Source organism: Roseovarius autotrophicus (genome assembly GCF_018069895.1).
GTDB classification, from domain to species: domain Bacteria; phylum Pseudomonadota; class Alphaproteobacteria; order Rhodobacterales; family Rhodobacteraceae; genus Roseovarius; species Roseovarius autotrophicus.
This window is the reverse complement of sequence record NZ_JAGQDH010000008.1, coordinates 1-19,850: the sequence shown is the minus strand read 5'-3', so window position 1 is coordinate 19,850 and position 19,850 is coordinate 1. Positions and strand designations below refer to the sequence as shown.

Annotated in this window: 23 protein-coding genes; 14 read left to right on the top strand and 9 right to left on the bottom strand. The window is 65.0% G+C overall.

All coding sequences use genetic code 11. The annotated features are described in order from the left end of the window. Nucleotides 1-164: 164 nt before the first annotated feature. From KAK09_RS10355 to rsmI, 4 genes are all read right to left on the bottom strand, one after another. The gene (locus tag KAK09_RS10355; protein WP_418895526.1) at nucleotides 165-563 is read right to left on the bottom strand and encodes a transposase; all 399 of its coding nucleotides are present in this window, start codon (nucleotides 561-563) and stop codon (nucleotides 165-167) included. A gap of 142 nt (nucleotides 564-705) precedes the next feature. Then, the gene (gshB, locus tag KAK09_RS10350; RefSeq protein ID WP_210878867.1) at nucleotides 706-1,641 is read right to left on the bottom strand and encodes a glutathione synthase; all 936 of its coding nucleotides are present in this window, start codon (nucleotides 1,639-1,641) and stop codon (nucleotides 706-708) included. Nucleotides 1,642-1,699: 58 nt separating this feature from the next. Next, nucleotides 1,700-2,134, bottom strand: coding sequence for a YraN family protein (locus KAK09_RS10345; protein WP_210878866.1), 435 nt, complete (start codon nucleotides 2,132-2,134; stop codon nucleotides 1,700-1,702). A 14-nt stretch (nucleotides 2,135-2,148) separates the two neighbouring features. Then, on the bottom strand, nucleotides 2,149-3,012 hold the full coding sequence (rsmI, locus tag KAK09_RS10340) for a 16S rRNA (cytidine(1402)-2'-O)-methyltransferase (protein ID WP_210878865.1): 864 nt from the start codon (nucleotides 3,010-3,012) through the stop codon (nucleotides 2,149-2,151). Between the two features lie 80 nt (nucleotides 3,013-3,092). On the opposite strand from rsmI, the gene KAK09_RS10335 reads away from it, so the two are divergent. The 10 genes from KAK09_RS10335 (at nucleotide 3,093) to KAK09_RS10290 (ending at nucleotide 14,835) form a co-directional block, all read left to right on the top strand. Continuing rightward, nucleotides 3,093-4,262: a penicillin-binding protein activator gene (locus KAK09_RS10335; RefSeq protein ID WP_210878864.1), complete on the top strand. Its 1,170-nt coding sequence runs from the start codon at nucleotides 3,093-3,095 to the stop codon at nucleotides 4,260-4,262. Nucleotides 4,263-4,278: 16 nt separating this feature from the next. Further along, a complete protein-coding gene (locus KAK09_RS10330; protein WP_210878863.1) occupies nucleotides 4,279-7,047 on the top strand; it encodes a [protein-PII] uridylyltransferase in 2,769 nt (922 codons plus the stop codon). A gap of 162 nt (nucleotides 7,048-7,209) precedes the next feature. Beyond that, nucleotides 7,210-7,527 carry an ATP-dependent Clp protease adapter ClpS gene (clpS, locus tag KAK09_RS10325; RefSeq protein ID WP_418895528.1) on the top strand — a complete coding sequence of 106 codons (318 nt, stop codon included), beginning with the start codon at nucleotides 7,210-7,212 and terminating at the stop codon, nucleotides 7,525-7,527. Between the two features lies 1 nt (nucleotide 7,528). After that, on the top strand, nucleotides 7,529-8,521 hold the full coding sequence (locus tag KAK09_RS10320) for a class I SAM-dependent methyltransferase (protein ID WP_210878861.1): 993 nt from the start codon (nucleotides 7,529-7,531) through the stop codon (nucleotides 8,519-8,521). 45 nt (nucleotides 8,522-8,566) lie between these two features. Then, nucleotides 8,567-9,367: an SDR family NAD(P)-dependent oxidoreductase gene (locus tag KAK09_RS10315; protein ID WP_210878860.1), complete on the top strand. Its 801-nt coding sequence runs from the start codon at nucleotides 8,567-8,569 to the stop codon at nucleotides 9,365-9,367. A 10-nt stretch (nucleotides 9,368-9,377) separates the two neighbouring features. Then, nucleotides 9,378-10,268: an oxygen-dependent coproporphyrinogen oxidase gene (gene hemF / locus KAK09_RS10310; protein WP_210878859.1), complete on the top strand. Its 891-nt coding sequence runs from the start codon at nucleotides 9,378-9,380 to the stop codon at nucleotides 10,266-10,268. Nucleotides 10,269-10,494: 226 nt separating this feature from the next. Beyond that, nucleotides 10,495-12,201, top strand: coding sequence for a bifunctional sulfate adenylyltransferase/adenylylsulfate kinase (locus KAK09_RS10305; RefSeq protein WP_210878858.1), 1,707 nt, complete (start codon nucleotides 10,495-10,497; stop codon nucleotides 12,199-12,201). Between the two features lie 136 nt (nucleotides 12,202-12,337). Next, nucleotides 12,338-13,051 carry a polyamine aminopropyltransferase gene (locus KAK09_RS10300; RefSeq protein WP_247651167.1) on the top strand — a complete coding sequence of 238 codons (714 nt, stop codon included), beginning with the start codon at nucleotides 12,338-12,340 and terminating at the stop codon, nucleotides 13,049-13,051. Nucleotides 13,052-13,116: 65 nt separating this feature from the next. Next, complete coding sequence (locus KAK09_RS10295) at nucleotides 13,117-13,923, top strand: CE1 family esterase (RefSeq protein ID WP_210878857.1); 807 nt, start codon at nucleotides 13,117-13,119, stop codon at nucleotides 13,921-13,923. 60 nt (nucleotides 13,924-13,983) lie between these two features. After that, the gene (locus tag KAK09_RS10290) at nucleotides 13,984-14,835 is read left to right on the top strand and encodes a DMT family transporter (protein WP_210878856.1); all 852 of its coding nucleotides are present in this window, start codon (nucleotides 13,984-13,986) and stop codon (nucleotides 14,833-14,835) included. Here KAK09_RS10290 and KAK09_RS10285 read toward each other — a convergent pair. Genes KAK09_RS10285 through KAK09_RS10270 form a run of 4 tightly spaced genes read right to left on the bottom strand, consistent with a single transcriptional unit; the run spans nucleotide 14,819 to nucleotide 17,092 of the window. After that, complete coding sequence (locus KAK09_RS10285; RefSeq protein ID WP_210878855.1) at nucleotides 14,819-15,295, bottom strand: NUDIX domain-containing protein; 477 nt, start codon at nucleotides 15,293-15,295, stop codon at nucleotides 14,819-14,821. The two genes, KAK09_RS10290 and KAK09_RS10285, sit on opposite strands and share 17 nt — an antisense overlap. Further along, complete coding sequence (locus tag KAK09_RS10280; RefSeq protein ID WP_210878854.1) at nucleotides 15,264-16,340, bottom strand: 5-(carboxyamino)imidazole ribonucleotide synthase; 1,077 nt, start codon at nucleotides 16,338-16,340, stop codon at nucleotides 15,264-15,266. The genes KAK09_RS10285 and KAK09_RS10280 overlap by 32 nt, the downstream gene beginning before the upstream one ends. Further along, nucleotides 16,333-16,821: a 5-(carboxyamino)imidazole ribonucleotide mutase gene (purE, locus tag KAK09_RS10275; protein WP_210878853.1), complete on the bottom strand. Its 489-nt coding sequence runs from the start codon at nucleotides 16,819-16,821 to the stop codon at nucleotides 16,333-16,335. Before purE ends, KAK09_RS10280 begins: the two co-directional genes overlap by 8 nt. A gap of 46 nt (nucleotides 16,822-16,867) precedes the next feature. Then, the gene (locus KAK09_RS10270) at nucleotides 16,868-17,092 is read right to left on the bottom strand and encodes a YdcH family protein (RefSeq protein WP_210878852.1); all 225 of its coding nucleotides are present in this window, start codon (nucleotides 17,090-17,092) and stop codon (nucleotides 16,868-16,870) included. A gap of 163 nt (nucleotides 17,093-17,255) precedes the next feature. Here KAK09_RS10270 and KAK09_RS10265 point away from each other — a divergent pair, with 163 nt between their 5' ends. Continuing rightward, nucleotides 17,256-17,669 carry an Hsp20 family protein gene (locus tag KAK09_RS10265; protein WP_210878851.1) on the top strand — a complete coding sequence of 138 codons (414 nt, stop codon included), beginning with the start codon at nucleotides 17,256-17,258 and terminating at the stop codon, nucleotides 17,667-17,669. 6 nt (nucleotides 17,670-17,675) lie between these two features. Continuing rightward, complete coding sequence (locus tag KAK09_RS10260; RefSeq protein WP_210878850.1) at nucleotides 17,676-17,903, top strand: DUF1150 family protein; 228 nt, start codon at nucleotides 17,676-17,678, stop codon at nucleotides 17,901-17,903. A gap of 22 nt (nucleotides 17,904-17,925) precedes the next feature. Here the strand turns inward: KAK09_RS10260 and KAK09_RS10255 are convergent, their stop codons facing one another. Then, nucleotides 17,926-18,741, bottom strand: coding sequence for a cyclase family protein (locus tag KAK09_RS10255; RefSeq protein ID WP_210878849.1), 816 nt, complete (start codon nucleotides 18,739-18,741; stop codon nucleotides 17,926-17,928). An 89-nt stretch (nucleotides 18,742-18,830) separates the two neighbouring features. On the opposite strand from KAK09_RS10255, the gene KAK09_RS10250 reads away from it, so the two are divergent. Together KAK09_RS10250 and KAK09_RS10245 are read left to right on the top strand one after the other, a co-directional pair. Further along, nucleotides 18,831-19,097: a hypothetical protein gene (locus KAK09_RS10250; RefSeq protein ID WP_210878848.1), complete on the top strand. Its 267-nt coding sequence runs from the start codon at nucleotides 18,831-18,833 to the stop codon at nucleotides 19,095-19,097. Nucleotides 19,098-19,110: 13 nt separating this feature from the next. After that, nucleotides 19,111-19,692, top strand: coding sequence for a DUF1523 family protein (locus KAK09_RS10245; protein ID WP_210878847.1), 582 nt, complete (start codon nucleotides 19,111-19,113; stop codon nucleotides 19,690-19,692). Nucleotides 19,693-19,850 lie beyond the last annotated feature (158 nt).

The following is a 19,850-nucleotide window of genomic DNA, read 5'->3' as shown; positions in this document are numbered from 1 at the left end:
GCGTCCGTACAGCCGCTTGCACGATCCATTTCGATGAGCTCTCGCAGGTTTTCGATACCGAACGGAGTGAATGCGATAACGCTTTCGTCGCCGGGGCCGTAGACCCAGATCACACCATCTTCGGTTTCCATATCAATGGCGAGATCGAAGAGAGGTGGCTCGGTTTATCTGAACAGGTTCTGGGCGTTTTGTAAGTGGTTTTCCATCCGCGAGATCCTCGGCTGCGAGCACAGCGCCGCCCCGGTCTCGGGATCACGGTCGAGGGCGAGCTTGAACGCCGGGTCATCGCGCAGATCTCCCGCATCGTTGCCATCCTCATACCCCGCGGCAATCATCATGATCCGGAACCGGATGATATCTTCCAGGCTGTGCCGCACCTTGACCGGGTCACGCGGATCGGTGAGGCACGAGGCCAACAGACCCGCCAGATCGGCCCGCCGTTCAACTTCCCGCAAGAGCGTCAGACCGGCATCGGAACTCATCTCAGCCCCGTCGAAATTGAGAAGGATGGGTTTGCCGTTCAAGAGTGACAAAGCGGGTGCGGCGGAGGTAGACTGCATCATGGTGAGGGGGCCTGCCTTGGAAACTGGATTTTCTGGCTTCAACAACCAAAAAATACAAAATTTCAAAAGCTTACGCCACTATCACCGCACCCGCATGAATAATCCGGGTTAAGATGCAAGTTCAGAAGCGCGCGCTGCCAGCTCACCCCCGCCGCGCCTCGATCGCATCCCAGATCAGCCCTGCGCCATTGGTGCCGTCAAAGCGTTCCAGTTCCTGAAGCCCCGTGGGCGAGGTCACGTTGATCTCGGTCAGATAATCGCCGATCACGTCGATACCCACGAAAACCTGTCCCTTCTCCCGCAAAAGCGGCCCGATCCGCGCGCAGATCTCGCGGTCGCGCTCGGTCAGGCCCACCTTCTCGGGCCGCCCGCCCACATGCATGTTCGAGCGCGTCTCGCCCTGCGCGGGCACCCGGTTGATCGCGCCGATTGGCCCGCCGTCCACCAATATCACCCGCTTGTCGCCCAGGGCCACGTCGGGCAGGTATTTCTGAACGATGAGCGGCTCGCGCGAGAAACCCGTGAACAGTTCATGCAGGCTGGCAAGATTTCGGTCGCTCTCGGGCAGATGAAACACCCCTGCCCCGCCATTGCCGTAAAGCGGCTTGAGAATCACGTCGCCATGGCGCGCGCGAAACGCCCGGATCGTGCCCAGATCGCGTGCGATCGTGGTGGGGGGCGTCAGATCGGGAAAGTTCAGGATCAGCAGCTTCTCGGGGAAATTCCGCACCCAGAACGGATCATTGACCACAAGCGTTCCGGGGCTCAACCGCTCGAGGAGATGCGTCGTGGTGATGTAATGCATATCGAAAGGTGGATCCTGCCGGAGCCAGACGACATCGAAATCCGCCAGATCGACTGTCCGGTTTTCGCCCAGCCGGTAGTGATCCCCCGCCACGCGCTGCACTTCGAGCGGCCAGCCCCGCGCGGTGATCCGCCCCTCTTCATAGGCCAGCGCATCAGGCGTGTAGTAATAGAGCTCATGGCCCCGTTCCTGCGCCTCGATCATCAGGCGGAAAGTGCTGTCGGCAGTGATGTCGATCGGCCCGATCGGGTCCATCTGAAAGGCGATTTTCATGTGCGGCCTCATGTGTCACATCGCCCCTTTCATGGGCCATGGCGCGCGCGCGCGCAATTCAGAAAAGCCCGAACGCCGCCTCGAGGATGTCCACGGCCCCGATAGCATCGACCGTCGCCACATCGAATCGCACCGGCGCAAGCTGCCCCTCGGGCGTCAGCCCGACATATTCCGAGGCCGCATGATAGATCCGCTGCAACTGCCCCTGACGCAGGCGCTGAAGCGCCAGATCATGGGTTGCCGCGCGCTTCACCTCGCAAAACACGTAGGTGTCGGGTGCGCGCAAGACGAGGTCGATCTCGCCGCTGATCCCGCGCCAGCGCCGTGCCAGGACCGTTACGCCGCGCCCCTCATAAAGCTGCGCGACCATATCTTCGGCGGCCTGTCCACTGAGAAAGGCCCGCCGCCCGCGGTCACTCCGCCAGCGTGGCACCCGATCGGGTGTGATCGCGCTCGGAGGCGGCGCGCCGAAATCAAACACTAGCTGCCGCATCTCGCACCTTTCCCTCATCCGTTCCGGGCCGCAAGCTGCAAGGCCCGCTGATAGACCTGACGCCGTGGCAACCCCAGGGCCGCCGCCACCTGATCCGCCGCATCACGCACACTTGCGCCCTTCAATGCCTCATCCAGAGTCCGGTCTATATCATCTTCTTTAATATCCGGTGAATCCCCGCGCCCGATCACGACAACAATTTCCCCTTTCAGCGCCTCTCCGGCGCAGCTTTCTGCGAGGTTTTCCAGCGTATCGCGGCGGGTTTCCTCGAATTTCTTGGTGATTTCCCGGCAGAGCGCTGCCGGTCTCTCGCCGCCCAGCACCTCTGCCGCATCTGCCAGCATCGCCGAAACGCGCTTGGGCGATTCGTAGAACACCAGCGTTGCGGGCACCGCGCCAAGTTCCTTCAAAACCGTCTTGCGCCGTGCCGAGGTGCTCGGCAGGAAGCCCGCGAACAGGAACCTGTCGGTAGGCAGGCCCGACAGGGTAAGCGCCGCGATCACGGCCGAGGGTCCCGGCGCCGAAATCAGCCGATATCCCTCCGCCACCGCCGCGCGGCCAAGATCGAAGCCCGGATCGGCCACCATCGGGGTGCCCGCCTCGGAGGCGTAGAGCACCGATCTGCCCTCGGCCAGAGCCGCCAGAATGCGCGGGCGCATCCTGGCCCCGTTGTGATCATGATAGGCCCAGAGTGGCCGCTCGCCCAGCGCCACGCCATGGATTTCCATCAACCGCCGCAGGCTGCGCGTATCTTCGGCCACCAGCACATCCGCCGCCGCAAGAAGATCGAGCGCCCGCAACGTGATGTCGCGCGCGGCCCCGATCGGCGTCGCGATCAGGTAAAGCCCGGCGGCCAGTTTCTGCGGATCGGAATTCATCGCTGGACCCTTTCCAGATGACGGCTATGATCACGCGGGCGTATAACCCGAAGCCGCGTGCCCATGACAGGGAGTAAGCCATGTTTGCCGTTCCGACCGCCCTCCGCAAGCCCTTAGCCCGCCTCGCTGCGCTTGCGGGGCTGGTCGGGCTGGCCGCCTGCCAGCCGGTGCCGCAGGCCACGCCGGGCGCGGCCACGGTGTCGCGCGGCGCGGTACCGGTGGCGCTTCTGGTGCCGCATGGCACGGCGAACGCGCAGGAAGCGCAACTGGCCCGCGACCTCGAGAACGCCGCGCGGCTTGCTGTCTCGGACCTTGTCGGTGTCACGATCGATCTGCGCGTCTACGGCACCGCCGGCCAGCCCGCGCAGGCCCGGCAGGCGGCACTCAATGCCGTTGCCGACGGGGCGCAGATCATCATCGGTCCCCTGCATGCCGAATCGGCCAATGCCGTCGCCGTCGCCGTGGCGCCGCGCAACATCAACGTGCTCGCCTTCTCCAACAACTCGACCATCGCCGGCGGTAATCTCTTCATTCTCGGGCAGACCTTCCGCAACACCGCCGACCGGCTGGCCGGTTTTGCCGCAAGCCAGGGCAAGTCGCGCATGATGGCGGTCTATTCCGAGAATCTCGCCGGGCGGCTCGGGCTCGAGGCGATCACCGGTGCCGTTCAGGCGCAGGGCGGAACGCTTGCCGGCAGCGTCGGCTATGAGTTCTCGCAGGACGGTGTGGTGAACGCGGTCCCGCTGATCCGCCAGACCGCCGAGACCAACGCCGCCGACGCACTGTTCCTGACCGCCAACACCGCCGGCGCGCTGCCGCTGTTCTCGCAGATGCTTCCCGAGGCCGGGCTTGGCCCCGACCGTGTGCAGTATATCGGCCTTGCCCGCTGGGATACGCCGCCGCAGACGCTCGACCTGCCCGGCGTTCAGGGCAGCTGGTTTGCCCTGCCCGATCCCGCCCGTTCGGCCCGCTTCACCGAGCGATTCAGGGCCGCCAACGGCAATGCGCCACACCCGATCGCGGGGCTGGCCTATGACGGCATCGCCGCAGTCGGGGCGCTTGCCAAGGCCGGGCGAGGGCTGGCGCGTGGCGATCTCACGCAATCGGCTGGGTTTCAGGGGGTGACCGGCGTGTTCCGTCTCAATCCCGACGGCACCAACGAGCGCGGTCTTGCCGTCGCCACCATTACCGACAAGCGGGTGCAGATCCTGTCACCGGCACCGCAAGGCTTTGGCGGTGCCGGGTTCTGAGGCCTGCGGGGGCCTGATGCCCCTGCCCCAGCCGCCCGCGCCGCCCGCCGACCTGATCCTTGCACCCGACGATATCTTCGCGGCGGGCAAGGTGGCGATGGCGCTTGACGAAGCCGCAACCGGGGCCGCCGATCCCGCCGCGCTGCGCCGTGCTGCCGTCGCGATCCTCGGAGCAGAGATCGCGCACGGCCGCACGGCCATCGCCGGGGCCTTTGCCGGACGGCCCTTCGACGCGCGCCCCGCCACCCGCGCCTGGTGCTGGCTCACGGATTGCGTGGTGCTGGCAACGCTCGATCTGGCCACGCGCCATATGCACCCGCTCGCCACCCCCACCGAGGCCGAGCGCATCGCCGTCTGCGCCGTCGGCGGCTACGGGCGCGGCGAGATGGCGCCGTTTTCCGATGTCGATCTGCTGTTTCTCACGCCCTACAAGATCACCCCCTGGGCTGAGAGCGTGATCGAATCGATGCTCTACATCCTGTGGGACCTGCGCCTGAAGGTTGGCCATGCAAGCCGCACCATCCGCGATTGCCTGCGTCTGGGGGCCGAGGATTTCACCATCCGCACCGCCCTTCTGGAACATCGCTATCTTGGCGGTGACGCGGCCCTTGCGCAGCGCCTCGACACGCAGTTGCGCGAGAAACTCTTTACCGGCACGGAACGCGAGTTCACCGAGGCGAAACTGGCCGAGCGCGACGCCCGCCACGAGAAACAGGGCGAGCGATACATGGTCGAGCCCAATGTCAAGGAGGGCAAGGGCGGATTGCGCGACCTGCAATCGCTGTTCTGGATCGCCAAGTATGTGCACCATGTGCGCGATGTGGGCGATCTGGTGGCACTTGGCACCTTCACACAGGAGGAATTCGGCACATTCCAGCGCGCCGAGAGCTTTCTCTGGGCCGTGCGGAGCCATCTGCACCTCATCGCCGGACGCGCCAATGATCAACTCACCTTCGACGTTCAGGTGCAGGTGGCCGAACGGATGGGCTATGCGGATCGCGGCGGGCGGCGGGGCGTGGAAATCTTCATGCAGGATTACTTTCGCCACGCCACTGCCGTGGGGGATCTGACACGCATCTTCCTGACCAAACTGGAGGCGGCACAGCACAAGGCCGAGCCGCTGCTGCAACGTCTGCTCAAGCGGCGCAAGCGGCTGCGCGCGGGCTATGTCGAGATCACCGGGCGGCTGGCCATCGCCGATGAAGCCGCCTTTTTGGCCGACCCGTTCAACCTCTTGCGGCTTTTCGAGGAGGCATTGCGCACCGGGCTTCTGATCCATCCCGATGCGATGCTCATGGTCACCAACAACCTGTCGCTCATCGACGAGGGATTCCGCAACGACCTGGCAGCGCAGAAGCTTTTTCTCGGCCTGCTGCTGAAACACGGCAACCCCGAACGCGCGCTGCGGCGCATGAACGAACTTGGCGTTCTTTCGGCCTTTCTGCCGGAATTCGAACCGATCCGCGCGATGATGCAATTCAACATGTATCACCATTACACGGTGGACGAACACATCATCCAATGTATCTCGCACCTCGCGCAGATCGAGCGGCGCGAGTTGATCGAGGAATTGCCGGTCTCGTCCTCGATCCTCAAGGAAGGGGTGAACCGCCGCGTGCTCTATGTGGCGCTGCTCCTGCACGACATCGGCAAGGGCCGGCCCGAGGATCATTCGATCCTGGGCGCGCAGATCGCGCGCAAGGTGGCGCCCCGGCTGGGCCTGCCGAAACGCGAGGCCGAGACGGTGGAATGGCTGGTGCGCAACCACCTGCTGATGTCCGACACGGCACAGAAACGCGACATCGCCGATCCGCGCACGGTGCGCGATTTCGCCAAGGCAGTGCAGACGCGCGAGCGGCTTGACCTGCTCCTGCTGCTCACGGTCTGCGACATTCGCGGCGTCGGCCCTGGCACATGGAACAACTGGAAAGCGTCGCTGTTCCGTGCGCTCTATCGCCAGACCCGGCGCGCGATGGAGGGCGGGCTTGAGGCGCTCAACCGCGAACAGCGCGGGGTGGATGCCAAGCGTGCCCTGCGCGAGGCCCTGCCCGATTGGGACGCGAAAGACCTCAAGCACGAGACCTCGCGTCACTATCCGCCCTATTGGCAGGGGCTGCATGTCACCGCCCATGTGATCTTTGCCCGGCTCTTGCGCGATCTAAAGGATGACGAAATCGCCATCGACCTCGCCATCGACACCGACCGTGACGCCACTCGCGCCTGTTTCGCGCTCGCGGATCATCCGGGGATCTTCTCGCGCCTGGCGGGCGCGCTGGCGCTGGCGGGAGCGAACGTGGTCGATGCGCGCACCTATACCTCCAAGGACGGGTTCGCTACCGCCGTGTTCTGGATTCAGGATGATGACGGCAGCCCGTTCGAGGAAAGCCGCCTGCCGCGCCTGCGCCAGACCATCGCGCGCACCCTCAAGGGCGAAATCCTCCCACGCGAGGCGATCAAGTCGCGCGACAAGCTCAAAAAGCGCGAACGCGCCTTTCGCGTGCCCACGCATATCACCTTCGACAATGACGGCTCCGAAATCTACACCATCATCGAGGTTGACACCCGCGACCGCCCCGGCCTGCTTTACGATCTCACCCGCACGCTCGCGGCCAACAACGTCTATATCGCCTCGGCGGTGATCGCGACATTCGGCGAACAGGTGGTCGATACCTTCTACGTCAAGGACATGTTCGGCCTGAAGTTCCACTCTGAAAGCAAACGCGCCACGCTCGAGAAGAAACTCCGTACCGCCATCTCCGAGGGCGTCGAGCGCGCGACGGCGTGAGGGACAGCAGGACCGCGCGCGGCAGGAAACCTCCCCGCGACCTTGCCACAAACCGCCCCTTTTCTCGCGGGCGGCATAAGTTATATAGAGGGGCCGAGAGACACCGCATTTTCCCAAACCCGGATCCGCCCGCCCGCCATGCCACAGACCCCGCGCCCCACCATGACCGGACCGGAGAACGGCGACGACGAGACCTCGATCGCGCTCAAGACGCGGGCGAGAACGCAACGCCCGCCATTCTACAAGGTGCTTTTGCTCAACGACGATTACACGCCGATGGAATTCGTGGTGGCGGTGCTTGAGCGGTTTTTCGGCATGTCGCATGCGCAGGCGTTCGAGATCATGCTGACCGTCCACAAGAAGGGCGTGGCCGTGGTCGGCGTGTTCAGCCACGAGGTCGCCGAGACCAAGGTCGGGCAGGTGATGGATTTCGCCCGGCGTCATCAGCACCCGCTGCAATGCACGATGGAAAAGGAATAGCGTGGGCCTTGCCGACCGCCTGACGCTCGCGCTCGACAGCGGGCATGTGGTGTTGCCCGAAACCGGGCGCATCGCCGTGTTCGCGCCGCGTGCGGGCGTGGATCTCTCGGCGTTGCCGCGCGCCGGCGTGCAGGTGATCACCGGCTTTGCCCCGGACTTTCGGCATTTCTCTGCAGAGGGGTATGATTGCGCCATTGCCCCCTCGGGCCGCTATGCTGCGGCCCTTGTCTGCCTGCCGCGCGCCAAGGCGCTGGCCCATGCGCTCATTGCACAGGCGGCGGGTGTCAGCGACGGGCCGGTCATCGTGGACGGGGACAAGACCGACGGTATCGAATCGGTGCTGCGCGCACTCCGGGCGCGGGCGGAAACCGGGCTGCCGCTGTCCAAGGCCCATGGCAAGATCTGCACCTTCGGGCCGGGGGCGGACCTGAGCGACTGGCAAAGCCCCGGCCCGAGAGAGATCGAGGGCGGCTTTGTCACCGCGCCGGGGGTGTTTTCCGCCGACGGGATCGACCCCGGCTCGCGCCTGCTCGGTGACACGCTGCCTGCAAGCCTTGGCGCGCATGTGATCGACCTCGGCGGCGGCTGGGGCTATCTTTCGGCCCGCGCGCTGGAACGCGACAGCATCACCCGGCTCGATCTGGTCGAGGCCGATCACGCGGCGCTTGACTGTGCGCGCCGCAACCTGCCCGATCCGCGCGCCCATCTGCACTGGGCCGACGCGACCGGCTGGCGGCCGGAGACGCGCGCCGACAGCGTGATCATGAACCCGCCCTTCCATACCGGGCGCACCGCCGATACCGACCTTGGCCGCGCCTTCATCGCCGCTGCCGCCGACATGCTCAAACCCGCAGGCGCGCTCTGGCTGGTGTCCAACCGGCACCTGCCCTACGAGTCCACGCTCGCAGAGCGGTTCAAGCGCGTGACCGAGGCGGCGGGCGATGTGCGCTTCAAGATCCTCCATGCCAGCCATCCCTCTCGCCAGCGGCCCTGAATTGGCCTAGATTGGGCGACGGATCAGCCAGAAAGGCCCCTTTCCATGTCCTTTTCCATCGCGGGCAAGACCGCCATCGTCACCGGCGGCGCCAACGGGATCGGCCTCGCCATCGGGCGGCATTTCGCCGACAAGGGCGCGAACGTGATGTTCGCCGACAAGGATGAAAAGCGCCTCAAGGACGAACTCGGCAAGCTCGCCAAGAGCGACAATATCCGCTATTTCTCGGGTGACATGCGACAGAAGCTGGCGCAGGCTAATCTGCTTTCGGCCACGCTCGACGCCTTCGATCAGGTGGATATCCTGATCAATGCCTGCCGTCAGGTCGTGCCCTCTGACCCGCTCAACCCCGACGATGACGGGGTCGAGATGCTGTTGCAGCAGAATCTTCTGACCGCGCTGCGCATGAGCCAGCTTGTCGCGCGGCGGATGATCAAGCAATCCGAAGGCAATGGCGAGGCGTCGGCAGGCACGATCGTCAACCTCTCGTCCATTGCCGCGCGCCGCACACATCCCGACCTTCTGGCCTATTCCATCTCCTCCGCCGCGCTCGATCAGATGACGCGAAGCCTTGCCGTGGCGCTTGCCCCGCACCGGATCCGCGTCAATGCGGTGGCCTTCGGCTCGGTGATGAGCGCCTCGCTCAAGGACACGCTGCGCGAACACAGCGACTACCGCGAAGATATCGAGTGCCACACGCCGCTGGGGCGGATCGCCTCGGCCACCGAACTCGCCGAGGCGGTGCAATATCTCGCCTGCGACGGCTCGGCCTTCATGACCGGGCAGATCATGACCATGGATGGCGGGCGCACGCTGCTCGACCCCTGTGCCGCCCCCGCCCATTGAAGGATTGCCCATGTCCGAGGATTTCACCGCCCGCAAGACCCGCGCGAGCACCTGGTTCCGCAGCCTGCGCGACGAGATCGTCGCCGCCTTCGAGGCGCTGGAGCAAAGCCACACCACCGGCCCCTTCGCGGACGAGCCCCCCGGTCGCTTCGAGGTAAGCGAGACCGCCCGCACCAGCGAGGACGGCTCGGATGCCGGCGGTGGCCTCATGAGCGTGATGCGCGGGGGGCGCGTCTTCGAGAAGGTGGGCGTCAACGTCTCCGAGGTCTATGGCCAACTGGGCGAAGCGGCACAGCGCGCGATGGCCGCGCGCGGCGTGCCCGGCATGGCGGACGACCCGCGTTTCTGGGCCTCTGGCATCAGCCTTGTGGCGCATATGCAGAATCCGCATTGCCCCGCGGTGCACATGAATACACGGATGTTCTGGACCCCGCATGCCTGGTGGTTCGGCGGCGGCTCGGACCTCAACCCGTGTATCGAATACGCCGAGGACACGGCCCATTTCCACGCGACGCAAAAGGCCCATCTCGACCCGCACGGTGCCGATCTCTATCCGCGTCTCAAGGACTGGGCGGACGAATATTTCTACATCCCCCATCGCGGGCGCGCGCGCGGAGTCGGCGGCATCTTCATGGACGATCGCAATACCGGTGACTGGGGGGCGGATTTCGCGCTGACGCAGGATATCGGCCGCGCCTTCCTCCCGGCCTTCGTGCCGCTTGTCGAAAAGCGACGTGAACAGCCCTTCACCGTGGCCGACAAGGACAGGCAGCTTGTCCATCGCGGACTTTATGCCGAATACAACCTCGTTTATGACCGCGGCACCAAGTTCGGGCTTGCCACCGGCCATGACGCCAATGCCGTGCTGATGAGCCTGCCACCCTTGGCGAAATGGGTCTGAGCGCGGAACGCCCGTTTTCCCGAAGGTAACAGGCGCGGAACCGTCACTGCGATGCAGCATCGCCCGCGCGATATTGTCCCATATACCGCCGAAACCGCGCCAAATCCGCCTCATTTTCCAGAAAAGCCCCGGAGGTGCTTGAATTGCGCCGCCTTCCGGGTCTAAGCCGCGCGCAAACGGCGCAAGGCTCCTTGCGCCGCTGTATCCAGAGACGACGAAGGTTATCATGCAATCCCCCAATCTCGCCCCCGTCCCCGAACTCTATGTCTCCTACGAAAGCGCGCAAAAGCTCAAGGTCGAGGCCGGAAATCTCATAAGTTGGGATCTCACCCCGCGCCAGATCTGTGATCTGGAACTCTTGATGAACGGCGGCTTCAACCCGCTCAAGGGGTTTCTGAGCGAGGCCGATTACGACAGCGTGGTTGAAAACATGCGCCTTGCCGACGGCACGCTCTGGCCGATGCCGATCACCCTCGATGTAAGCGAGAAATTCGCCGAAGGCATCGAAATCGGGCAGGACATCGCGCTGCGCGATCAGGAGGGCGTGATCCTTGCCACAATGACCGTCACCGACCGCTGGACGCCCAACAAGGCGCGCGAGGCGGCGCATGTGTTCGGCGCCGATGACAGCGCGCATCCGGCGGTGAATTACCTGCACAACACGGCAGGCAAGGTCTATCTTGGCGGCCCCGTCACCGGCATTCAGCAGCCGGTGCATTACGATTTCCGCGGTCGCCGCGACACGCCGAACGAATTGCGCGCGCTTTTCCGCAAGCTGGGCTGGCGCCGCGTCGTGGCCTTTCAGACCCGCAACCCGCTGCACCGCGCGCATCAGGAACTGACCTTCCGCGCCGCGCGCGAGGCGCAGGCCAACCTGCTCATCCATCCCGTCGTGGGCATGACCAAGCCGGGCGATGTCGATCACTTCACCCGCGTGCGCTGCTATGAGGCGGTGCTGGACAAATATCCTGGTGCCACCACCACGATGAGCCTGCTCAATCTGGCGATGCGTATGGCCGGCCCGCGCGAGGCGGTGTGGCACGGCCTCATCCGCAAGAACCACGGCTGCACCCATTTCATCGTCGGGCGCGATCACGCTGGCCCCGGCAAGAATTCCGCCGGTCAGGATTTTTACGGCCCCTACGAGGCGCAGGAACTGTTCAAGCAGTATCAAGACGAGATCGGGCTTGAGATGGTCGATTTCAAGCACATGGTCTATGTGCAGGAAAAGGCACAGTATTACCCGATTTCCGAGGTGCCAGAAGGTGCGACCGTGCTGGATATTTCCGGCACCGAACTGCGCCGCCGTCTAGCCGAGGGGCTGGAAATCCCCGAATGGTTCTCCTTCCCCGAAGTGGTGGCGGAGCTGCGCCGCACCCGCCCGCCGCGCTCGCAGCAGGGCTTTACCGTGTTCTTCACCGGCTTTTCCGGCTCGGGCAAATCCACCATCGCCAATGCGCTCATGGTCAAGCTGATGGAGATGGGCGGACGCCCGGTGACGCTTCTGGATGGCGATATCGTGCGCAAGAACCTCAGCTCGGAGCTTGGTTTTTCCAAGGAGCACCGTGATCTCAACATCCGCCGCATCGGCTATGTGGCCAGTGAAATCACCAAGAATGGCGGCATCGCCATTTGCGCGCCGATCGCGCCCTATGCCACCACCCGCCGCGCGGTGCGCGAGGATGTCGAGCAATACGGCGCCTTCGTCGAGGTCCATGTCGCCACCTCCATCGAGGAATGCGAACGCCGCGACCGCAAGGGACTTTACAAGCTGGCGCGTGAGGGAAAGATCAAGGAATTCACCGGAATTTCAGACCCCTACGACGTGCCGGAAAACCCTGAACTGAGCGTCGAGACAGAGAACGTCGATGTCGACAACTGCGCGCATCAGGTAATCCTCAAGCTTGAACAGATGGGCCTTATCGCGGGCTGATCCCCGCACGGCAGGCCGCAAGGTCTGACACACCTCATCGGGTCGCCCCTATCGGGGCGGCCCTTTTTCATGGCCACGGCCATCGACAGGCATGGCCCCACCGCGTAGGCTGCTACGGCAACGACCCGGAGCGCCCATGTCCGCCATGTTCGAGGAACTCGACTATCAGCCCACCGAGATCGGTGCGATTTCCCTGCGCCGCCGCCGCGATCTTCGGCTCGGGCAGGACGTTCTGGAAATCAAGCTGGGCGAGGAATTCCTGATGACCAGCGCCTTCACCGCCTCCGAGGTGGCGCTGGCGCGGCTCGGGGTGGCGGCCTGCGGCGGCGATGCGCTCGATGTGGTCGTGGGCGGGCTTGGGCTTGGCTATACGGCGCAGGCGGTGCTGGCGTCGGACCGGGTGCGGCGTCTCGATGTGGTGGAATATCTGAAACCGGTGATCGAATGGCATGAAAACGGGCTGTTGCCGCTTGGGCCGGTGCTGACGGGCGATCCGCGCTGCCGCCTGATCCGGGGTGATTTCTTTGCCCTCACCGCCTCGCCCGAGGGCTATGACCCCACCACGCCGCACCGCCGGTATGACGCGATCCTTGTCGATATCGACCATTCCCCCGAGGCGCTTCTGGATGCGCGCAGCACGTCTTTCTATCACCCCGAGGGGCTGCGCGGGGTGCGCCGCCACCTCAAGCCGGGCGGGATTTTCGGCCTCTGGTCGAACGAGCCGCCAGATGCGGAGTTTACCGCACGCCTTGCCGGGGTCTTTGCCGAAGCCTGGGCCGAAACAGTGGTATTCGACAACCCATTGCAGGGCAAACCCTTTACCCAGGCGGTCTATCTCGCCCGTGTCTGACAGGCTTGTGACATGACATTTCAGGCGTGCCAGTTAGCGTGGGCATGTCGTTGCCCGAGGTTGCCATGCGCCTGTTTCTTCTGCTGCTTGCCGTTCTCCTGCCCTCGCAGACCCTCGCCACCGGCCCCGATCCCGCGCCGTGCCGCGATGCCGTGCCCTGCCCGCTCGGAGAGCGCGCCTATCACGTAAGGGAGCCGGATGATTGGGACGGGGTGACGCCGCTGCCAGTGCTGCTGCATTTCCACGGCTGGATGCGTCAGGGTCCACTGATCGTCAATCACGGCCGCATCTCGGGTGCGACGCGGCGGCGCGGCGTGCTGCTGCTCGCACCCAACGGCGCGGGCAAGACCTGGGATTTCTGGACGCGCCGAACCGATGACGTGGATTTCGCCGCCGCCGTGATCGAGGACGCAGCCAAACGCTATCCCATCGACCGCAACCGCGTCTTTGTTTCCGGCTATTCCTACGGCGCGGCCATGGCCTGGCGCTATGCCTGCGAAAACGGCAATGGCGTGGCGGCGGTTCTGGCGGTCTCTGGCACGCTCGATCAGGATGAGGACTGCGCAGAGGCCCCGGCCGAATTTCGCCATGTCCACGGCACGCGCGACACGGTGCTGCGCTTTCCCTTCGGCCCGGAGGGAGAGACCACCTGGCCGGTCAAACTCTGGCGCGACCGGATGGGCTGTGACGGGCCGGGGCAGGAGGCGGAGGACTGGTCGATCACCGAGCACGACACCTTCGCGCGCACGACTTGGGAGTGCGCCAGGGGACGGGTGCTGCTCGATGTCCATGCGCGGGGCCATTTCATCCCGCGCGGCTGGATTGCGCGGCAACTGGATGAACTGCTTGACCTGCCGCCGTCCTATCCCTGAGTGGCCCTGCCCGAGAGACTGCGACTATACGCGCGTGCCGTGCCGCGTTAAGCCATCGCCATGCGCCTCTTTCTCCTGACCGCCCTCACCATGATCGCCTTTGCCGCCAATTCGGTGCTGAACCGGATGGCGCTCGCGGGCGGCAGCATCGACGCGACGAGTTTCGGCACGATCCGGCTGATCGCCGGGGCGGCGATGCTGGCGGCGCTCTGCATCGGCCTGCGGGGCGGGGTGCGGCTTGGCGGGCCGGGGCGGGTCGCGGGCGTGGCGGCGCTTTTGCTTTATATCTACGGGTTTTCCGGGGCCTATACCGTGCTCGATGCGGGCCTCGGCGCGCTTATCCTGTTCGGCGTGGTGCAGATCACCATGTTCGCGGGAAGCCTGATCGCGCGCGAGACCGTGCCGCTGCGCCGTGCGCTCGGGGCGGCGCTGGCGTTTTCCGGGCTTGTCTGGCTGCTCTGGCCCGGCGCGGGGCCGCAGGTCAGCGTGCTGCACGGGCTGATGATGGCGGCGGCGGGCTTGGGCTGGGGCATCTATTCGCTTGCGGGTCGCAAAAGCACCGACGCGCTGCAAGGGACAGCCGCGAATTTCCTTATTGCCGCGCCCCTGGGCCTTGTGCTTGGCCTCCTGATCCCGGCCTCCGGCGGTGTGCGTCTTGGCGCGGAGGGGATCGCGCTGGCGGTGCTGTCGGGGGCGGTCACCTCGGGCCTTGGCTATGCGTTGTGGTATCGGGTCTTGCCGGGACTGCCCGGCTCGGTCGCGGCGGTGGCGCAACTCACCGTGCCGGTGATCGCCATGGCAGGCGGCGTGCTCTTTCTGGACGAGACGCTTGGCCTGCCGCTCATGATCGCGGGCGTCGTGGTTCTGGGTGGCGTCGCGCTCTCGGTGGTTCCGCTCAGGGGCCGACGATAGGCTCCAGCGGGTCGTAACCCATGCCGCGCCGGAACGCGACCGCGCCAAGGCTTGCAGGCTTCACGCGCAAGCCGTCAAGCTCTGCCTCGCTCACCCAGCGGCGGCGCGTCACCACGCCTTCGGGATCGCGCCAGCCCTCCGACAGCGCCCCCTCGACCAGACGGCAGCGAAAGAACACCTCCACCTGATGAAACCCGCCGCCGGGCGCGTGAAACTCGTTCACCAGACAGGGCGGGCCGACCCGGATACGCAGTCCGGTCTCCTCATGCACCTCGCGGATGAGATTCTCGGGCAAGGAGGCGTGGGCCACCACCCCGCCCCCCGGCGCGCACCAGAGCGTGCTTGCGGCATCGGCATAGGCGTTGACCAGCAAGAGCCGCCCGCCCTCGACGATCACCGCGCGCACGGCCAGACGGGGCGACACGGCCTCAGCTGCCCGAAGAGATGACGCGGTTGACATGGCCCATCTTGCGCCCCGGCTTGACCTCTGCCTTGCCATAGAGATGCAGCGCGGCGCGCGGATCGCGCATGAGGTCCGGCAGACGGTCCATATCCGCGCCGATCAGGTTCTCCATCACCACATCGGCGTGCCGCGCACCATCGCCCAAGGGCCAGCCCACCACCGCGCGGATATGCTGCTCGAACTGGTCGATGGCACAGCCCGCCTGCGTCCAGTGGCCGGAATTGTGCACGCGCGGCGCGATCTCGTTGACGACAAGGCCCTTGGGCGTGACGAACAACTCCACCCCCATCACGCCCACATAATCAAGCGCGTTGAGGATCTTCCCCGCCAGCAACACCGCATCGGCGCGCTGCATCGCCGAGAGCCGCGCGGGCACGGTGGTGGTGCGCAGGATACCGCCCTCATGCACGTTCTCGCCCGGATCGAAACACGCCACCTCGCCCGAAAGGCCGCGCGCGGCGATGACCGAGACCTCGTGGGAAAATTCCACGAACCCCTCGTAGATCGCCGATTGTCCGTTCATGGCAGCAAGCGCCGCCTCGGCCTCGCCGGGCGCATTGATCCGCGCCTGTCCCTTGCCGTCATAGCCGAAACGGCGGGTCTTGAGGATGCCGGGCGCGCCGATTCCGGCCAACGCCTCGGCCAGGTCCTGTGCATCGTCAACAGCCGCAAAAGGCGCGGTGGCAAGGCCGATATCCGACAGGAACGCCTTTTCCACCAACCGGTCCTGACTGGCCTTGAGCGCACGGCGGTTCGGGCGCACGGGGCGCTGCGCCTCAAGCAGGTCAAGCGCGCTTGTGGGGATGTTCTCGAACTCGTAGGTGATCACATCGACGCTTTCGGCAAAGCGCGCGAGCGCGGCTTCGTCGTCATACCCGGCCTTGACATGGCAGTTGCTTACATGGCTCGCGGGGCAATCGCCGGCAGGCTCGAAGACGCAGGACTTGAAGCCAAGGCGCGCGGCCGCGACCGAGAGCATCCGGCCAAGCTGACCGCCGCCGAGAATGCCGATGGTGGCACCGGGGGCCAGCGGCTCAGTCATCCTGCGGCTCCTCGGGGATCGAGGCCGATAGCGCAGCGCGCCAGTCATCAAGCCGCTGCGCGAGACCCGCGTCGCCATTGGCGAGGATCGCCGCTGCCATCAACCCCGCATTGGCCGCGCCCGCAGCCCCGATCGCCATGGTGGCCACCGGAAAGCCGCGCGGCATCTGCACGATGGAATAGAGGCTGTCCACGCCCGACAGCGCGCGCGTCTGCACCGGCACGCCAATCACCGGGACGCGCGTCTTGGACGCCATCATGCCCGGCAGATGCGCAGCCCCTCCCGCCCCCGCGATGATCACCTGCAAGCCGCGTGCAACCGCCGTCCTGCCATAATCCCAGAGCCGGTCCGGCGTGCGATGCGCCGAGACGATCCGCGTCTCATAAGCCACGCCCAATTCATCCAGAACCGCTGCGGCCTCACGCATGGTCGGCCAGTCGGACTGGCTACCCATGATGATGCCCACTTTCACGCCCGTCATGCCGCGCCCCTCTCTTTGGAGCGCGCACTATAGCCATCAAGCCGGGTTACGCAATGATGTCCGGATAGAGCCGGTCTTCGATCCGGGCGATGGTGTCGCGCAGCCAGAGCTTCTTTTTCTTGAGCCGTTGCAGGGTCAGTTGGTCGGCGGTGCCGCGATCCTGCAACGCGCGGATCGCCTCGTCGAGATCGCGATGCTCGCGGCGAAACTCTTCCAGTTCCACGCGCAGCACCTCTTCGGTCTTCATGGACAGATCGCCAAAGGCATTCATGGTCAGCGATTCCCCTGAAAAGACTGTGAGCACAGAGAATACCGGATTTGCCGGTCTTGGCAAAGCACTTGCACGGAATGGGGACGCGCCCCATATTCGTGCGGTGGGGCCGCCTTGCAAGGGGTCCACACCAAGGACGGTCGCTTACGCTCAAGGACGTGTCATGACAAAGCTTACTCTGGGGTCGCATCCCTATCTGTTGGGCTTCGAGCAACTTGAACGCATGCTCGAGCGCAGCGCCAAATCCGGTAACGAGGGCTATCCGCCCTTCAACATCGAGCAGACCTCGCCGAATTCGTACCGCATCACGCTGGCGGTGGCGGGCTTTGCCGAGGACGACCTCGCGATCACGGTCGAGGACCGGCAACTGGTCATTCGCGGACGTCAGTCCGAGAACGACGAGGCGCGCGTGTTCCTCCATCGCGGGATCGCGGCACGACAGTTCCAGCGATCCTTCGTTCTGGCCGATGGTGTCGAGGTGGGCGAGGCGGTGATGGAGAACGGCCTGCTGCATGTCGATCTGCGGCGGATCGAGCCGGAGCCGGTGGTGCAACGGATCAGGATCAACAAGGGGTAAGCGATCATGGATGTGAAATACGATTTTGGAACGCAGAACGGGCGGCCCATCGTCTATGTGCGCCCGGTGAAGGTTGACGACCTGCCCGAGGAGGTGCGCGCGCAGCTTGAGGGTGTGCAGACGCTCTATGCGGTGCATTCCAACGAGGGTGAGCGGCTTGCGCTGGTGCGCGACCGCAAGCTTGCGTTCTTTCTCGCGCGGCAAAACGACATGGAGCCGGTCACGGTTCACTGACCGGCCCCCCCCCCTGCCCGCGTCAAATCAGCGCGAAGATACGCGCAGGCCCGCCGGTGCCGCCGCGATGCTTGGGCGCGCCGATGACGATGGTGGCCCCGCTCGCGGGCACCTTGTCGAGATTGGCGAGGTTCTCGATCCCGAAGCGCCCGGTGGGCAGCCAGGCGTAATGGGTGGCGAAATCAGGCGATATCCCGTGATCGAGCGACAGCGTATCACTGGCGATGGACCGCGCGCCGGTCTCTTCGATCAGCATCTGCGCAGCCTCGATATGAAAGCCCGGATAATGCTGTTTCTCGCCGTCGAAGCCACGGAACGCATCGCTGCCCACCTTATCCCCCCAGCCGGAATAAAGCGCGACGCAGGCCCCGTCCGGGATCGGGCCATGCTGCGCGATCCAGGCGCGCAGGTCGTCGGGCGTCACCTGCGTATCGGCATCGCCAGCCGCGCGCGCGGCGATATCGACCACGCAGAGCGGCGCCACCAGATCGCCCACGGGGATCTCATCGACCGAGGTGCCATCGGCCGAGAAATGCAACGGCGCGTCGATATGGGTGCCGGTATGCTCGTTCACCGTCAGCGTCATCAGGTTGAAGCTGTGTTCGGCAAAGTTGAAATTCTGCTCCACCGAAATGCCGGGTGCGCCGAAATAGGTCGGAAACTCGGCGTCATAGGTGTGGGTCAGATCCGCCACCGCGCCATGGCCCCGGGCCAGCGCGGCGGGTGCGCCAAGAGGGGCAAGCGCCGTGGCCGCCCCCACCGAGGCGGCAGCGGTGAAAAAGCCGCGCCGCGACAGCATCCGGTCCTTGACCGCCTTGATGATACAGACATCACACATGGGCTCTCCTTTCGGGTTTCGAGGGTCATCGGGAGAGCCTAGCATGATTCTGCGCTTTGCAAGGATTCGCCGTCACAAGGGAGAGCCCCATGGTCGCCCTCATACGCCTGCTGATCTTCGGGCTGATCGCGCTCACGGCGCTGTATCTGGGCCTGTTGTGGTATTTCCGGGCGCGGCGGCGCGAGACGATGGCGCGGGACTGGGAAGAGGCCGGTCGCCCCGGCGACCGCGCCGCCTATATCGCCGAGGGGATGGCGCAATACGAACGATCCTTGCGGCGCAGGCTTTTGTGGCTGGTCTATATCGTGCCGGTGACGGCGATCGGGTTGCTCATCTGGCTGACGAATTTCAACTGAGGAGGTCCCGGGAATGATCTATGTGAAATGGGGGGTGCGGATCGTCTTCTGGACGGTAGTGGTGGCCTTTCTGCATTACACCCTGCCGCAGCACGATATCGTGCGTATCACCGACACCTATGAAAAGCGCGTCAATCCGGGCGAAAACGCGCTGTTCTGGTCGAACGCCAGTACCGGCGAGAATGTCGCAGCCACCGAGCGCGACGTGTTCTTCATCCAGACCTTCCGCGCCAACGGTCGGCCGATGGTCTATCGCAACGAGGATACCGGTTGGGGCTGGCCGCCCTATTTCAAGTTCAACACCTCGAATTTGCAGGCCCGCGCCTCGGACTTCACATCGCGGCGCACCGACGAGACCGCGCAATGGGTGGCGGTGCGCCATTACGGTTGGCGCAACGAGTTCCTGTCGATCTATCCCAATGCGGTCGGGCTGCGCGAGGTCGCGGGGCCGGATGTACGGATCATCCCGTGGTTCAATATCGTGGTGCTGGTGGCGCTGGCCGCAGTTTACTGGGCGATCCGGGTGCGGTGGATCAGGTTCTGGGCCAGGCGGCGTGCGCCCGAGGGTGGTGAATGGAGCGAAGGCCGGAGCTGAGCGGCGACCGGCGGCAGAGGTGGGGGTTTCACCCCATAGGCGCTAACTTAAGCCCTGAGCCATTTGCGGTATTCTCTGTCTGGTTGGTTGACTGAGGCGATATGCGACGGATTGGAGACCTGTCCTGCAGACATGCATTTTGAGCGGACCGATGATCG

Bases quoted from the DNA above. Each gene is read 5' to 3' on its own strand.
- gshB (WP_210878867.1), bottom strand. From the start codon at position 1,641: ATGAAAATCGCCTTTCAGATGGACCCGATCGGGCCGATCGACATCACT.
- clpS (WP_418895528.1), top strand. From the start codon at position 7,210: ATGACCGGACCGGAGAACGGCGACGACGAGACCTCGATCGCGCTCAAG.
- KAK09_RS10280 (WP_210878854.1), bottom strand. From the start codon at position 16,340: ATGACTGAGCCGCTGGCCCCCGGTGCCACCATCGGCATTCTCGGCGGC.
- KAK09_RS10335 (WP_210878864.1), top strand. From the start codon at position 3,093: ATGTTTGCCGTTCCGACCGCCCTCCGCAAGCCCTTAGCCCGCCTCGCT.
- KAK09_RS10355 (WP_418895526.1), bottom strand. From the start codon at position 563: ATGATGCAGTCTACCTCCGCCGCACCCGCTTTGTCACTCTTGAACGGC.
- KAK09_RS10315 (WP_210878860.1), top strand. From the start codon at position 8,567: ATGTCCTTTTCCATCGCGGGCAAGACCGCCATCGTCACCGGCGGCGCC.
- rsmI (WP_210878865.1), bottom strand. From the start codon at position 3,012: ATGAATTCCGATCCGCAGAAACTGGCCGCCGGGCTTTACCTGATCGCG.
- KAK09_RS10265 (WP_210878851.1), top strand. From the start codon at position 17,256: ATGACAAAGCTTACTCTGGGGTCGCATCCCTATCTGTTGGGCTTCGAG.
- KAK09_RS10345 (WP_210878866.1), bottom strand. From the start codon at position 2,134: ATGCGGCAGCTAGTGTTTGATTTCGGCGCGCCGCCTCCGAGCGCGATC.
- KAK09_RS10270 (WP_210878852.1), bottom strand. From the start codon at position 17,092: ATGAATGCCTTTGGCGATCTGTCCATGAAGACCGAAGAGGTGCTGCGC.
- KAK09_RS10305 (WP_210878858.1), top strand. From the start codon at position 10,495: ATGCAATCCCCCAATCTCGCCCCCGTCCCCGAACTCTATGTCTCCTAC.
- KAK09_RS10285 (WP_210878855.1), bottom strand. From the start codon at position 15,295: ATGTCAACCGCGTCATCTCTTCGGGCAGCTGAGGCCGTGTCGCCCCGT.
- KAK09_RS10300 (WP_247651167.1), top strand. From the start codon at position 12,338: ATGTCCGCCATGTTCGAGGAACTCGACTATCAGCCCACCGAGATCGGT.
- KAK09_RS10250 (WP_210878848.1), top strand. From the start codon at position 18,831: ATGGTCGCCCTCATACGCCTGCTGATCTTCGGGCTGATCGCGCTCACG.
- KAK09_RS10330 (WP_210878863.1), top strand. From the start codon at position 4,279: ATGCCCCTGCCCCAGCCGCCCGCGCCGCCCGCCGACCTGATCCTTGCA.
- KAK09_RS10245 (WP_210878847.1), top strand. From the start codon at position 19,111: ATGATCTATGTGAAATGGGGGGTGCGGATCGTCTTCTGGACGGTAGTG.
- KAK09_RS10255 (WP_210878849.1), bottom strand. From the start codon at position 18,741: ATGTGTGATGTCTGTATCATCAAGGCGGTCAAGGACCGGATGCTGTCG.
- KAK09_RS10260 (WP_210878850.1), top strand. From the start codon at position 17,676: ATGGATGTGAAATACGATTTTGGAACGCAGAACGGGCGGCCCATCGTC.
- KAK09_RS10295 (WP_210878857.1), top strand. From the start codon at position 13,117: ATGCGCCTGTTTCTTCTGCTGCTTGCCGTTCTCCTGCCCTCGCAGACC.
- hemF (WP_210878859.1), top strand. From the start codon at position 9,378: ATGTCCGAGGATTTCACCGCCCGCAAGACCCGCGCGAGCACCTGGTTC.
- purE (WP_210878853.1), bottom strand. From the start codon at position 16,821: ATGACGGGCGTGAAAGTGGGCATCATCATGGGTAGCCAGTCCGACTGG.
- KAK09_RS10290 (WP_210878856.1), top strand. From the start codon at position 13,984: ATGCGCCTCTTTCTCCTGACCGCCCTCACCATGATCGCCTTTGCCGCC.